This window comes from Mariniflexile maritimum (assembly GCF_009746565.1).
GTDB classification, from domain to species: Bacteria; Bacteroidota; Bacteroidia; order Flavobacteriales; family Flavobacteriaceae; genus Mariniflexile; species Mariniflexile maritimum.
This window is the reverse complement of the sequence record NZ_WRPN01000001.1, coordinates 366,940-381,549: the sequence shown is the minus strand read 5'-3', so window position 1 is coordinate 381,549 and position 14,610 is coordinate 366,940. Positions and strand designations below refer to the sequence as shown.

Genomic DNA, 14,610 nt, shown 5'->3' with positions numbered 1-14,610 from the left:
GTAAACCCTCTATAACACTTATGCGCACGAGCTTCTTACAGTACAATATAATTTTATATTAATTAGGATAAATTTGTCCGAAATAAAATTAAACCTTATATTTATACCCAATTAAAAATAAGGAGCATGCTTTTAAAATGAACTATGTAGTTAACATTGTTACGAGTGATAACCAATTATTTTCCATACCATTTAAACGCTTTGAATATCCCAATTTAATGGAATTGATTGTTGAAAACAACTTTGAAGATATTGGCGAATGTTTGGGACGTGGATTATGCGGTACTTGCCATGTAGTGTTAACTGAAGGCGCGTTAAATGACTTTATGGAACCCATTGAAAAAGAAACCATTAAAACACTAAACAACACACAACCAAACAGTCGTTTAGCTTGCCAAATAATGCTCGATGAAAAAATAAACAACCGCACATTTAAAATTATTACCGATAACAAAATAAACCCCTAGAAATATGAATACAGCATCATTGGTTGAAAACATAACCTACGAAGAAAACAAACCAGCAGTCACCGTTTTGCTCAAAACAAAAACCTCCAAAGAAATAAGGATTGTCATGAAACAAGGCCAAAGCATGAAAGAGCACAAAGCGCCCTACCCCATTGTAATAGAACTTTTTGAAGGCAGTATCGATTTTGGCGTTAATGGCGAAAAACAACTTTTAAAGAAAGGCGATTTAATAGCCTTGGATGAAAACGTTCCGCACGATTTAACCTGCGTTACCGATTGCATCATACGTTTATCGCTTTCAAACTACGATAGTGTGGAACGTGTTAAAAATGTAAATGACTGAGTAATTTGTTAAATCGGTTCTAAATAATGCCGAATGGAACAAAAAGAAACACCACTAATTTTTTAGTTAATGTACTGAAAAATAGTTGTTAAAATTTTGTTGTCATCTATTCTTAGCTTTATTCATATTTTCGTGGCAAAAATGTTTTTGAAATAAAAAGTATGATTTTGCCCTGGCCTATTGCCCCAAAAACCTCTTATTCCTTCATATCCTTCAACAAGCCCATTGCAAAATATCCAATCACACCAATACCTATGATGATGCATCCCCACATAAAAGCGTTGGTTTGCCAAAAGGCTTTTTTGGTCGCTGCTTGTGCTGTGCTTTCAAGTTGTATGAAGTTAGAAATGCTTGCCTCGGGAACATTGCTGGTAGTTGGCGATACAAAATTTACCAAATCGTAAGATGGTTTGCCGTAAGTACTATCAACTACCACGTGATACGGTTCGTTTGCTTTTAAGTTGGCAATTACATACAACGGTTTTTGCAATAAGGTAATGGAACTGATATCTAAGGGTTGATTATCTTGGTTTTGAATGTCGATAAAGAATGTTTTCTGTGAAAAATTATTCAGATCAATCGTACTTGATTGGGTTGAATTTAACTGAAAGTATAAATACACATCATCATATATAACTGTTTGTTTTTTAATTTTTTGCGATTTTTTTACAATCAATTGGGCATTGCGTAAATAATTGGGAGTTTTAATATTGAAAGCGATGGCATCTATGTGTTGGCTGTTTGCAGAGGTAAAAGCGATGGTGGTCACTTTTCGCTTGCTATCCTCACTTATTTTGTAGTTAAAACCAGTAAGCGGCATGGGTTGCTGCGTCTCGAATTTACTGGTGTACCTGCCAACCGCCAGTACATTTATGGGTAAGGATTTTTTGTTATTAATAGCAATTCGTAAAAATGCATATTGGTTTGAAGGGAACCTAATGGTTTTTTCTACAAACGTGCTGTCCGGATTATTTAAGTCGTTTAAAACAGCGTTAGAAATGAGCCCGAACCACTGTTTTTGGTCGTTGCTGCCACTTACATCAAACTGTTTGTTAACCGCCGTATTGGCAATTTGCAGGGTTAGATGGTCCAATAATTGTTTTGAAACGTTTGCAATAACCAAGGAGGTTACGGAATCCTTAATAACATCTGTTGAAAGTATGGTAAAGGGGTTAAATACCGAAAATTGGCGGTCGTTTACATCTAAAACCACATACGGTACTTCCTTGTTTTGGGCATTAAAAATTCGGAAACGCCCCATATCCTCCTTGCTTGCCGATCGTATCTCGGGCGAAAGTAATAGTTTGTGCAATCCGCTTTCTGAAATAGTATTTATGTTGCCTTTATAGCTTTGTGCTAAACCCAACTGCACAACGATCATGCAAATAAGGATGGGAAATTTAGTTTTCATGGGGTTCAATATTTTTAGGCATTTCATCAACCACCAATTTCTTTATTTTTTGGTAAACAAACGATATAATCAAAATCAATACCCCCAACAAAATAAAGGCAATGATTTTTCCGGTTTCAGAAACATTATTAATGTCGTACACAAAAAGCTTTACAATGGTTAATCCTAATAAAGATAATGCTATAATCCTCAAAGATTTCCACTGGCGCTTAATGCCGATAATTAGAAACACAAAGGCGAAAACGCCCCATAAAATGGGGTAACCAATTTTTATAATTTGCCTTTTAAAGGATGAAAATTGAACTTCAACAAAGTCTGTTTTGTCATAATTAAAATAATAATCAGTAGCATTTTCAACAGGAAAACGCTCTGCAAGTTCGGTTTTGTCCACTATTTGGGGTGCAAAATGCAAACTATGTACCATCACTTCATTGCTTAGCACATAAACAATGGCAAAAACAAACAGCCAAGGCATTATTTTCAAATGCAATAGGCGTCGTTTTGGTTCATTTTGGGTGCGTTTGTATAGTTGAAGGCCCGTAAAGACCAAACACGCCAAGATTAAATAATGGAAATAAAAGGCAAACGTTGTTGAGGTGTTTTCTACGATGTTCTCAACCAATTCGGTAGTCGGCAATTTATAGAAATACACAATATATAGTACCAAATTGAAGATGCCAACGGCGAGTAAAATATCCATCAAAACGATATTTTTTTGCTTGGAAATGAACCATAATACCACAGATGAAAATAAAAAATGGTAAGCAACAGAAAAGGACAATGCCGAAGCACTATTGCTTAAGTATTGGTTGGCCTGATAGCCTGTTTCTAAAAGGCCTGTAACATAACCGACTAAAACAGCACCAATCCATAAGATTTTTGAATAAGAGGACGGATGGAACGTGATGCCCAAAATTTTTGAAGGTGCCGACTCTTTTTTAAGAATGAATGTTGTTAAAACCAAAGATGCGCAAACCACAATGCCCGCAATAAACAACGGATTAAGAATGACGTTTAGAGGGTTTATTGGAAAATCATATTGGGTCCAATCCATTAACAAACTGAACAGGGTTAGTCCCTGAACAATAATAGCGCCCATTTTAAAGGAGTTTATTTTCGATTTTAGCGATAACCAAAACAACAGTACTGCTTCTGCTGCCCAAAACAAGGTTATTTGGTTGCCCTCAAATTGTATGGGAATGGTTAAGGTTACAAAGGTAAGCGCCAACCCAATAAGTAGGTAAATGGCGTTTTTATCCAACCCAAATTTTTTGTAAAGAATAAAGGCATATACCATATTATAAAGTGCGAGCAAAAGTGTGAACAGCCCTTTAAAATTAATGCCCCAACTATGGATGATGGTTAAACCCAAACTAAAAAACAAAAAGGTATTTGCCACTAAAATCAGGTATTCAATTACTGAAAGTGTGCCCTTATTTCGAATATTGTGAAGTACAATGGTGATACTAAAAATTAAATAGAATAACGTGGCAAACAAAAGGGCTCCTTGGTAGGGTAACTTGTGGTCCCACAGGGTAACAATCATCCAAATACTATATAATAAGCTAGTGAAAACAAAGGCCAGAACCGTTACCAGCTTCCATTTTTTAAAATAGGAAATGGCAAGAATACCCACATCTAAAATAGCGATATAAGTTAGCAAAACAACGTAATTGCCTTCGCCGGTGCTTACCATAAACGGAACGGCAAAACCACCTATAAGCGATAAAACGGCCAGTTCTTGTCGGTTATAAGATACCGATACCAACGTAGCAAACGCTGTAATAACCACCATTATTATGAAGGCTACCGTTTGACTGAATAACTGGTACTCATGAAACGCAATGGCTATGGTAAAATATAAAATACTAATAGCACCAGCAACCAATACCGAACTGAAGGCTGCATAGTTTTTTTTCAGCTTGTGCGCAACGCCCATTACCAAGGCACCACACAAAACGCCAATGCCTACACGGGCGGGTTCGTTGATCCAATCTTTATCGATGGCGTACTTCACAAAAAAGCTAATGCCCAAAACCAGAATAAGGATACCTATTTTATTGATAAGATTCTCCCCAATAAATTTTTCCAAATCCGGATTGTTCTCCTTAAAAGTTTCGTACCACGATTTTTTGGGTGCCTGCACCGGCCGTGGCGTGTTAATGGGCTGTGGCACTGGTTTTATAATGGATGGTGGCGGTGGCGCTATCGTTTCCTTTATTGATGGAGGTGTAATTGGTTTTTCAACTTCAACAGGTTTAATGACGTTTGCTTCGGTTTTTTTGATGGTCGCTTCCGAAGGCTTTGGGTCGCTTTTTAATTCATTTATTTTTTTGTGAAGGGCATGAATGCTGTCCTGGATTTCTTTAAATCGTGTATTGATTCTGGTAAAAACCATCACAACAATTACAAGAATGGCCAATAATAAAACAATTTCCATAAAGTGTACTTAAAGATTTACATCAAATGTAATTAAAATAAACCTTCAAATAAATAGGGGATGAAAATTACTGGTCCAGGGATGTATCTTTTTTAAGTATGATATCCTTGGTGGCCACAAACATATCGCCTTCTTTTTCAATTCTAAGCATGCTGTTTACAATTTGTGCACGACAAGCCAGTGTTAAATCGGGTATTAACGGGTCGTCGTTAAAAAAGAAAGGGTTCAGTTCGTATTCGGGCTTACCGGGTTCTTTGATGATGCGGTGTATTTGCTTCAGTTCCTTGGTGCGCTGAAATTTACCGGGCATAAAGGTATAAAAGGTATAGCGACCGTCGGCATCGGTTTTTATCCAACCGCGGTGGTACACGTAACGCTTTTGCCGGTCATCCTTTTTCATTACATAATTTCCGTCTTCATCAGGCTGATAAACATACAGCAGAACATCTTTAGCGGGAGTTATTTTGTCGCTTAAAAAAATAGTGCCAGAAATTTTAAGCTTGTTGGGTTTTGTTTCAAAATCGGGAATTGTATCGGTAGGGTTTAGTTGCAACTCGGAATAATCATAAATAGGACTGCGCTTTTTATAGTTTAGAGTCACATTGCCAGACGTATTTAAAAGCTCTTGGGAAATAGCACTAAAAAAAGTTAGAAAACATAAAAGGTAAAGCAGGGGCTGTAGATTTTTCATGATTTTGGGATTTAATGAGCTTAAAACTAATGGATTGCCCTCAATACTGCCTAAAAAACCTTATGAACTCTAAAAATTTTCGTTAAAGCGATGATTTATCGACGAACTACCTAAGGCAATTTCCATTTATACTTAACTGCCATTCTTTTTATTTTTTTCATATTTATATGATTTTAAACCTGTTAGTTCATTTCCAAATTATCAAGAACACCTGTCGGTTTGGTTTATCTGAAATCACTTTCACTTTTCATAATTTACACCCCCAACATAGTTATAAATAATTTATAATAGCTGATAAAAATCATTATTTAAGCGAAGATTAAGTAAGTATTTAGCGCGATTAAAAAAACAAACATGGATACTATAAAATTAGGAAATCCTGCCGTAGTAGGCTTATCGGGATTTGGATTGACGACATTATTATTACAATTTCACAATTTAGGATGGTGCGGTTTAGGGCCCGTGGTTGCCATGGGATTTATATTTGGTGGGCTCGCGCAACTTATTGCAGGTTTCATGGAACAAAAAACAGGCAATAATTTTGGTTTCGCAGCTTTTTCTAGTTACGGCGCATTTTGGATAGGCTTGGGCATAATCTGGATAATGAATTATTTTGAGCTATACACCTCTTCAAAAACAGATGTTGGGCTTTATTTAGTGGTATGGACGTTGCTTACCCTAATTTTTTGGGTGGGGTCTTTATTTATACATACTGCCATGGCCTTTACGTTTAGCACTTTGGCAATAGGCTTCCTTTTGTTGGATTTAGCGCATTTTGGTTTCCCCGAACTAACTACCTATGCAGCTTATGTTTTAATAGCCTGTGCTTTGGGCGCATGGTACATGATGGCTGCCATCGTGATAAACGATGTTTCTGGCAAGCCACTTTTAAAAGTTGGAAAACCTTGGATAAAAAAACGTCTATAAAATTGCTTATTGGTTATTTGATGGAATACCAATAACACGCTATTCCAAAGGAATTAGAATACCGGAATACGATATAGGGTTACGGGAAGCACCGCTAAGATGGATATTGCTCTTCATATTGGGACTTAGAATGAGCTGCACCTTAAAGTTCTCTGAATGGCTTACAGCATCAAATTTAATGGTAAAACCATCGTTTTTGTTTTTTTCAACCTTATAATTTTTAACAACACCGTTAAACTCGATAGCACTGTCTGTCCCACCGTAGCCTACTTGCATTTGGCGTTCGCCGAAATATGGTAAGTATGATGTGATACTATCACCCTTGATGGTTAAAAAATTTTGGTTTCCTATTAAGCTGATGGTGCCTGCGGAATTACCAGCCCCTAATACCCCGCTACTCGATAACTGTTGCATGGCGGCTGAAGCTTGCGGATAGGCTCGATCCGACTCAACACGGTACTTTTGGTTTAGCACTAGCGTATTGAACGCATCCTTATCTGCTTGGGTTAAAGTTGGCTGCTGTGATTTGCACGACATAAAAGCAACAACCAAAAGACCGATAAAAAAATAATGGTATTTCATGTTAATTTGAATAAAGATAGTTTCTAATTTACCATTTATTTTTAAAGTTACATAATAAAAAAAAGTTAAAAATACCGGTTGCTTAAAGTGCTTAATTTCAAATTGTAGTCATTAATAAGCTGAAGCGTCGTAGTATCGCTTTCAAAAACACTGTACCACCCTTGCGGTTCGTGCGCGGGGTCGCCAATAAATTCCATGTTATTATTTGAAACATTTCCCGGGGTATGTACCGCGCCTAATCCGCCCCATGCCCAAAAATTACAGCCAACAAAACCCGTGTTGTTCTCAATGTTTTCACAGAGAAAATCAAAAATAGCTTTAAAATATGTATCTCTATGGTTTACAGTAGCTTGCTTATAGTATTCTAAATTATCTCTTGAAATACCAAATTCTTCCAAAACTAATGGTTTATTCAAGGTATTTGCTATGGTTACATGGTCTTGGATGTAGTTCTTGGCTTTTTTTAACGCATTCTTATAGGTTTTTGCGTGATTGTTTGGGTGGTACCATTCCCAATTTTGTATCCAAATATGAATGGTGATATAGTCCAAACTATCAAATTGGTAATCGGTAAGGCCATGGTTGTTTGTAAACCATGGAAACGGGGTGGTGCCCTCCCCTCCTATGGTAACCAGTTGGTGGGGTGCCAACATTTTAATAAAGGCACTTGAATTCTCAATCCATTTAATATATGCTGCTTTATTTTGCATGGCATAAGGCTCGTTTGCCAGTTCCCAACACATAATGGTAACATCTTCAAAATAGGCCTTTTGGGTTAGTGTGTTTACACGGGTAATAATGGTTTCAACGTGTTTTTTATAAGCATTTAAGGCAACTTCATTTGTATAAAATGCCGCCGTAAAACGCATGTACCTTTCCCAATCGTTTGTGTCGTTGGGGTAAGGAATCGTTTCACCAGTAGCCCAAGACACATAGTGCGACATTCCACCAGACCAATACCAAAAATTGCTTAAACACAAAACGGCTTGCATGTCTCTTTTTTGCATTTCGGCAAGTAAAAAATCGAGGCCTTCCAAAACGTCGTCGTTATAAACCCCAGGTGCTGGTTGCATGGAAATAGGAATTCCGTAGGGTGCATGATTTTTCCCTTCAGAGCCAGCCATGATCCTTAAATTGGTCATGCCATTTTGCTTTAAAGTATCCAACTCTTTCAGTAAACGTTCCCTATCGCCCGATTGTTTTGCCGCTAAATGTGCACCGTACCAAAAATTGGTGCCTATAAAATAATAGGGGCGATTGTTTTTTATGAATTGGTTGCCTTCAACTTTTATGAACATATTTTCAGCCATTTAAAATTCCCTTTTACCAAATTCACTTTCAATAAATTTAGATTTGTTTTTCACGTTATTGAAGGTGTACGATAGGTTTAAACCAGCAGATGTTTTATTTTTTCTATCCAGTCCTCGATATGGGTGGTATTGGTGTTAATGGCTATACTTCCATTACCATAAGGCCCATACACATCCAAATTGGTTACCGAAAAGAACCCAACCGTGGGCGTTAATGAAGCGCTAGCCAAATGCATCACGCCATTATCGGCAGCAATAAATACCGATGTGTTTTTTATAATGGCACCCATTTCCCGAATATCCTTACTGTAAAATGTGGGGGCTTTAAAGTTTATTTTTGAAATGTTTTCGATGGGCAACATCTCAATAATATTATAGTGGGGAAATTCATCCTGTAAGCGTGCATAAAAAGTTTCCCACCAGGTTTCAGAGTAACACTTGTTGCCAGTAGCATTGGTATAGATACAAATGGTTTTCTTGGTGTTCTTAACGATACCATCCAAAATGACTTTGCCCTTTAGCACTTCATCCGCGCTTAACTTGATATCTAAAAGCGGTAATGGAGTGTCGTTTTTTGGAAACCCAATTTTTTCCAAATAATGCCTTAAATTATAAATGGGATATTTTGAAATATGCGCATGGTCGGTGAATTTTTTTTCGATGCTTTCATCTACATCGCCAAAAACCTTAATCCTAGAATTGGCAATTTGGGTTAGCAAACGACCAGACGACGAATTTTTATCGCCATTGATAACCAAGTCATACGATTTACTTTTTATGGAAATCCATCCTTTTGCGTAGTTTATTAAATTGCTGAATGGTTTTTTTGGAAGCTGAATAATCTTGTTGATATGCTTATAATTTTCAAAAACAGGATAGGCCACCCCACCTTTTACAAACAAATCGATTTTACAATCAGGAAACGTATTGATCACTTCTTGCACCAAAGGGGTTAACAATAATTGATTTCCAAGACGGTGATTGGGCCTAATTATCAATACATTTTTGATGGCTATTTGTTCACCTGCACCAAATTTTGGTTCGGAATAGGAACTACCAATTCCCTTTGTAATTTGACGCATCAATTTTCGGCGTAGATTGTTTATGCTTTTCTTAAAACCCATACACAAATATATCCTAATTTTTAGGAAGAAACCAAGCCATTAACCATTACATATTTTTTAACTCGCTTACCAAGGCTGTTAGTGCCGCTTTTGCATCGCCAAACAGCATTGAGGTTTTGGAATTATAGAACAATTCATTCTCAATACCTGCATAGCCCGCATTCATGCTTCGTTTATTAACCACAATATGTTTGGCGTTTTCTACATCCAAAATAGGCATGCCGTAAATGGGGCTTGAAGGATCGTTATGTGCCGCAGGGTTTACAACATCGTTAGCGCCTACCACCAAAACCACATCGGCGTTATTGAACTGCGGATTGATGTCTTCCATTTCAATAAGCAAATCGTAATCAACGTTTGATTCAGCCAACAAAACATTCATGTGCCCTGGCATGCGCCCCGCAACGGGATGAATCGCATATTTAACGTTTACGCCTTTTTTTACCAATAATTGTTCAAGCTCGTGTATAACATGTTGCGCTTGGGCAACTGCCAATCCGTAACCCGGAACAATTATTACGTTTGAAGCGTAATTCATCATAATCGCAGTATCACTGGCCGTGGTGCTTTTAATGGTTCCCAAGGCTTTGTTTACCCCTTCGGCAGCGTTATTTACCGTAAACGACCCAAAAATAACCGAAGCCAAGGTTCTGTTCATGGCTTTGCACATTACAATCGTTAAAATAATACCCGCAGATCCCACCAAAATACCACCAACAAGCATCACCATATTGTTATATAAAACACCGGTAATGGCCGCTGCGATACCCGTTAATGAGTTTAACAGTGAAATAACCACCGGCATATCGGCACCACCAATTGGCAGTACGAACAGAATTCCGTAAATTAAACCTCCAGCCAACAGGCCATATAATAAAAATGGATTATGAACGCCAGTGGCAATCATGTAAACAGCAAGCACGATAACCCCTAAAAAAAACAGGTTGTTGATGCTATTGTACTGCGGAATTTTAACCACACTTTTTAAGGAACCATTTAATTTTCCCCAGGCAATCAAACTTCCTGAAAACGTGATGGCCCCAATAATTATACCTGAAACAATAGTGGTTGCCTGCATGGTGTTATCGGCGTTTTTGCTAAATTCAACCAAACCGATAAGCATCGCACTGGCACCGCCAAAACCATTAAACAAGGATACCAATTCGGGCATTTTGGTCATTTCAACCTTAATGGCAATAATATAGCCCAAAATACTTCCAACCAAAATGGCAAGACCAATTAATACATAAATGATGGTAGGCACTTGCAGGTCGTGCAAGAAAATAGTGCCCACTATGGCAAGTCCCATACCTCCTGCCGCTATTAAATTGCCATTTTTTGCGGTTTCTGGGTGCCCTAATTTATTTAAGCCAACTACAAACGTTACAGTTGCTATAAGATATACAATACTTAATAAAACACTCATTACTTTTTCTTTTTAAACATTTGTAACATTCTGTGGGTTACGGCAAAACCGCCCACCACATTTAAAATTCCTAATACAACCGCCAAAAAACCTAGGGTTAATGCCAAATAATCTTCTGGGTTGGCATGTAGCATTACTAAAATGGCCCCAACAATTACAACGCCACTTAAAGCGTTGGCGCCCGACATTAAGGGTGTATGCAAAACCGCGGGGATGCTTTTTATGACTTCAATGCCGACAAAAGTTGACAGAATTAGGATGTAGATGATATTGATATTGTTTTCTATAAATGTTATGAGTAGATCCATGATTCAATTAGTTATTTCTGATGGTGCCATCTTTAATGATTAATGTTTCGTTGGTAATTTCCTCTTCCAAATCCCATTTAAACTGTGTTTCATTGGTAAGATGCATGATGAAATTATAAATGTTTTTTGCGAACAATTCACTGGCATTTGTAGAAACGCTTTCGGGCGCTATGGTGGTTCCAATTACCTTAACACCGTTAATAAGTATGGTTTCGTTTAATTTGCTTACCTCACAATTGCCTCCTTGTGCCGCAGCCAAATCGATAATAACAGCTCCGTGCTTCATTTGCAATACCTGTTCTTCGGTGATAAGGATGGGCGCCCTGCGCCCGGGAATATTAGCGGTTGTTATTACCAAATCCGCTTGAAATAAAGAATTGTTTACGGCTTCTTTCTGGCGTTTCGCATAATCTTCGGAAGCTTCTTTGGCATAACCGCCTTCCGATACTTCACCTTCATTATCAACCAGAATAAATTTGGCCCCCAACGATTCGGCTTGTTCTTTGGTTTCCGAACGAATATCGGTGGCTTCCACAACCGCCCCTAAACGTTTTGCCGTAGCAATGGCCTGCAAACCAGCAACCCCAACACCATAAATAAGCACTCTTGACGGTGTTATGGTACCGGCGGCCGTCATCATTAACGGGAATATTTTTGTCATTTCATAAGCCCCTAAAATTACTGCTTTATAGCCCGCCAAGTTGTTTTGCGAACTGAGAACGTCCATATCTTGGGCCCTGGAAATTCGGGGTATGGCATCCAAAGAAAAAGCCGAAGCCCCTTTTGCTGCAATGCGCGCAATAAGTTCGGGGTTCGATTTGTGGTACAATTGGCTTATTAAAACATGGCCTTTATCAACCAGTTTTAGGTCTTCGTCATCAAACGGATTGATTTTTAAGAGGATAGTGGCTTCTTTGTAAACTACGCCCCTTTTTTCAACATGAACCCCTGCGTTTTTGTAATCGTCGTTTTTATAGGATGAATTTGCACCAGCTTCTTCTTCAACAAGAATCTCAAAACCTTTGGATATCAATTGCTTTGCAATATTTGGTGACATTGAAACCCGCCTTTCGCCTATTTGGGTTTCTTTAAGTATGCCTATTTTCATTTGCGTAATACTGTTGTTTGTATGGTTGGAAAATTTCAATTTAGGGAATGTTTTTATTTAGCAAACTAGCCCTATTTAAGTTGGCAAATATATCCAAAAACAAGATTAAAATGAGCAGTTGAAATTACTTTTGCGAAAAGTTTACCATTCCTATAAAATCGTTGCACAGATTTTAAGTATATGGCGATATCGCCCAATTTTAATCATTACCAATGCCATTTAAAAGATAAAAAAAACCGAATTATTTCAATCTGCTTTTGTACCAAACATTCAATACAAGCCCAATAATGATTAAAGCGATACCCAACAAGCTCCAAAAAGTATAAATTTCATCAAACAGGGCAATTCCCAGCAATACGGTAAAAACAACTTCAATATACTTTAAAGGCGCGATTAAATTGGTAGAGGCTGTTTGGAAAGCTTTCGTCATGTAAATCTGTCCGAAATACCCAACCACGCCCAAACTTAGCAACAAGGGCCATTCCTTACCTGTTGGCGTAACCCAATTGCCTATAGATAGCACGCCGCCCAAAACCATGGCGGTAATCATAAAATAGTTTACCACAACTACGGGATGTTCGGTTTGTCCTATTTGGTTTATCATAATAAATACCAAGCCACTAAGCATAGCGGCAATTAACACCAGCAGCAACCCCAACGAATCAATTTGAGCATCAAGGCCTTTTAATACCAGTACGCCTATAAACGACACCACAAAAAACAACCACTGCACGGATTTTATTTTTTCCTTTAAAATGAAAACCGCAAAAATTGCCGCAAAAATAGGTGCAATATAGCGCAATGAAACCGCGGTACCCACCGATAAATATTTTATGGACATGAAAAAGAACAACATGGAAGCTGCACCCACAACCGACCGTAAAATGAGCAACTTGTTTTTGTTGCCAATGATGGGGATTTTATTTTTTAAAAGATACCCAAAGGAAAAGAATACCGACCCCAACGACCTAAAAAACACAATTTGATAGGAATTGACGTTGTTTAGATATTTTACGATAATATTCATAATTGCAAACGCCAATGCGCTAACAATCATGTGTTTAATGGCTATTTTAGCGTCCATGCATTCGGGGTCTTAGTGAACGTTTGAAATTGATAAAATACACACCCGTTAATAAAATAACCGCAGCCACAATGGATTGGCCCGTGATGTGTTCATCTAAAACATACCACCCTAAAATTAAGGCAATTACGGGATTAACAAATGCAGAAGTAGATACTTTTTCGGTGGAAACCTCTTTGAGCAAATAATTGAAAGCCGTAAAGGCCACAATACTTCCAAAAACGATAAGAAGTGCCATGGATAGTTGCGCAGAACCGCTCCATTGCAATGGCGAAGTCCATGGTTCACCAAGAAGTAAGCTTATCCCAAAAAGCAACATGCCCGAAAATAGCATTTGGTAGCCGGTGTTTACAAAATAGCTGGGGCCCAATTCGGCTCTGGCCACAAACAAACTGCCCCAACTCCAGCTTATAACACAGCTAAAAATCATGATGATGCCCAAAAGGCTCTCTTTTTTAAGTAACAGTTCCTGTTGGCTCACCAATAGGTACATTCCAAAAATTCCCAATGAAATACCAATAATGGAGTTGGTTTGTATTTTTTTGCCATCAACCAGTCGCATCATGGCCAAGACCATAAGCGGTTGAAACGACGCTTCCAAAGCGCCAAAACCACTGTCAACATATTTGAGCGCCCACACAAAAACGCCGTTGCCATAAACCAAAAACAAAAAACCGGCGAAGATATTATTTTTAAATTGTTTGCCGTTTATGGCCAGATTAAGTTTCATGGCTTTTGCAATGGCAAAAATTAAAAGGGAAGCTGTGGTAAACCGAATGGACGCTAGGTATAATGGCGCTACTTCGGTTACTACAATTTTATTAAGAAGGTACGTGGAGCCCCAAATAACATAAATAGCAAAAAATGCGGATATTATGAGGATTGTTTTACGAGAAATACTCATAAATTTTTATGTGCAAATTGAAACTATATTTTTTTTACGCGAACCGCGTTCATGCCTTTTTGCCCGCGTTCCAGCTCGTAAGTAACGGTATCGTTCTCTTTTATGGGTTCCAACAGGCCGCTTACGTGCACAAAATATTTTTCCTGACTGTTATTATCGATAATGAAGCCAAAACCTTTTGAGGTATCGAAGAAAGACACTTTGCCTTCGTTGGCCTTAAATTCTTCCTCGCCCCTATCCTCTTTTTTAGGAATTCCCAACTCAATACTTTCGGCCTCTACCTTAACTTTTAGGCTTGGGTCTGGTGGGGTATCGGTTAAATTCCCATTAAAATCAACATAGGCAAATTGAATGCCTTGAGGGTTTTCTTTAGCTTCCGCTTTGCGGGCATCCTTCTTTTTTTGTTTGTCCTCGCGTTTTTTTAAGCGCTTTTTCTCTTTTTCAATTTTATTAAATGTTACTTGCGATTTTGCCATTGTTTATGT

The 14,610-nt window shown here is 38.0% G+C and carries 15 protein-coding genes; 3 read left to right on the top strand and 12 right to left on the bottom strand.

Annotated features, from left to right (window positions below; translation table 11 throughout):
* Window positions 1–137 precede the first annotated feature (137 nt).
* Together GQO80_RS01605 and GQO80_RS01600 are read left to right on the top strand one after the other, a co-directional pair.
* Window positions 138–467, top strand: coding sequence for a 2Fe-2S iron-sulfur cluster-binding protein (locus GQO80_RS01605; protein ID WP_157206447.1), 330 nt, complete (start codon window positions 138–140; stop codon window positions 465–467).
* 4 nt (window positions 468–471) lie between these two features.
* A complete protein-coding gene (locus GQO80_RS01600) occupies window positions 472–810 on the top strand; it encodes a cupin domain-containing protein (RefSeq protein WP_157206446.1) in 339 nt (112 codons plus the stop codon).
* 196 nt (window positions 811–1,006) lie between these two features.
* Here GQO80_RS01600 and GQO80_RS01595 read toward each other — a convergent pair whose 3' ends face one another.
* The 3 genes from GQO80_RS01595 to GQO80_RS01585 all read right to left on the bottom strand — a co-directional run bounded on the left by GQO80_RS01595 (window position 1,007) and on the right by GQO80_RS01585 (window position 5,352).
* Window positions 1,007–2,221, bottom strand: coding sequence for a DUF3999 family protein (locus GQO80_RS01595; RefSeq protein ID WP_198037709.1), 1,215 nt, complete (start codon window positions 2,219–2,221; stop codon window positions 1,007–1,009).
* Window positions 2,211–4,661: a DUF2339 domain-containing protein gene (locus tag GQO80_RS01590; protein ID WP_157206444.1), complete on the bottom strand. Its 2,451-nt coding sequence runs from the start codon at window positions 4,659–4,661 to the stop codon at window positions 2,211–2,213. The genes GQO80_RS01595 and GQO80_RS01590 overlap by 11 nt, the downstream gene beginning before the upstream one ends.
* A 67-nt stretch (window positions 4,662–4,728) precedes the next feature.
* Window positions 4,729–5,352 (bottom strand): hypothetical protein, encoded by a 624-nt coding sequence (locus GQO80_RS01585; RefSeq protein ID WP_157206443.1) that lies wholly within the window; start codon window positions 5,350–5,352, stop codon window positions 4,729–4,731.
* A gap of 354 nt (window positions 5,353–5,706) precedes the next feature.
* On the opposite strand from GQO80_RS01585, the gene GQO80_RS01580 reads away from it, so the two are divergent.
* Window positions 5,707–6,279: an acetate uptake transporter gene (locus GQO80_RS01580; RefSeq protein ID WP_157206442.1), complete on the top strand. Its 573-nt coding sequence runs from the start codon at window positions 5,707–5,709 to the stop codon at window positions 6,277–6,279.
* Window positions 6,280–6,318: 39 nt separating this feature from the next.
* Here GQO80_RS01580 and GQO80_RS01575 read toward each other — a convergent pair whose 3' ends face one another.
* From GQO80_RS01575 to GQO80_RS01535, 9 genes are all read right to left on the bottom strand, one after another.
* Complete coding sequence (locus GQO80_RS01575; RefSeq protein WP_157206441.1) at window positions 6,319–6,861, bottom strand: DUF4251 domain-containing protein; 543 nt, start codon at window positions 6,859–6,861, stop codon at window positions 6,319–6,321.
* 65 nt (window positions 6,862–6,926) lie between these two features.
* Window positions 6,927–8,159 (bottom strand): glycoside hydrolase 5 family protein, encoded by a 1,233-nt coding sequence (locus tag GQO80_RS01570; RefSeq protein ID WP_198037708.1) that lies wholly within the window; start codon window positions 8,157–8,159, stop codon window positions 6,927–6,929.
* Window positions 8,160–8,248: 89 nt separating this feature from the next.
* The gene (locus GQO80_RS01565) at window positions 8,249–9,253 is read right to left on the bottom strand and encodes a glycosyltransferase family 9 protein (protein ID WP_317163201.1); all 1,005 of its coding nucleotides are present in this window, start codon (window positions 9,251–9,253) and stop codon (window positions 8,249–8,251) included.
* 88 nt (window positions 9,254–9,341) lie between these two features.
* Window positions 9,342–10,721, bottom strand: a complete 1,380-nt coding sequence (locus GQO80_RS01560) for an NAD(P)(+) transhydrogenase (Re/Si-specific) subunit beta (RefSeq protein WP_157206438.1) — start codon at window positions 10,719–10,721, stop codon at window positions 9,342–9,344.
* Window positions 10,721–11,029, bottom strand: coding sequence for an NAD(P) transhydrogenase subunit alpha (locus GQO80_RS01555; protein ID WP_157206437.1), 309 nt, complete (start codon window positions 11,027–11,029; stop codon window positions 10,721–10,723). The genes GQO80_RS01560 and GQO80_RS01555 overlap by 1 nt, the downstream gene beginning before the upstream one ends.
* Window positions 11,030–11,036: 7 nt before the next feature.
* Complete coding sequence (locus tag GQO80_RS01550) at window positions 11,037–12,137, bottom strand: Re/Si-specific NAD(P)(+) transhydrogenase subunit alpha (protein WP_157206436.1); 1,101 nt, start codon at window positions 12,135–12,137, stop codon at window positions 11,037–11,039.
* A gap of 241 nt (window positions 12,138–12,378) precedes the next feature.
* Window positions 12,379–13,221: a DMT family transporter gene (locus GQO80_RS01545; RefSeq protein ID WP_157206435.1), complete on the bottom strand. Its 843-nt coding sequence runs from the start codon at window positions 13,219–13,221 to the stop codon at window positions 12,379–12,381.
* The gene (locus GQO80_RS01540; RefSeq protein WP_157206434.1) at window positions 13,211–14,125 is read right to left on the bottom strand and encodes an EamA family transporter; all 915 of its coding nucleotides are present in this window, start codon (window positions 14,123–14,125) and stop codon (window positions 13,211–13,213) included. The genes GQO80_RS01545 and GQO80_RS01540 overlap by 11 nt, the downstream gene beginning before the upstream one ends.
* A 23-nt stretch (window positions 14,126–14,148) precedes the next feature.
* On the bottom strand, window positions 14,149–14,601 hold the full coding sequence (locus GQO80_RS01535) for a cold-shock protein (protein WP_157206433.1): 453 nt from the start codon (window positions 14,599–14,601) through the stop codon (window positions 14,149–14,151).
* Window positions 14,602–14,610 lie beyond the last annotated feature (9 nt).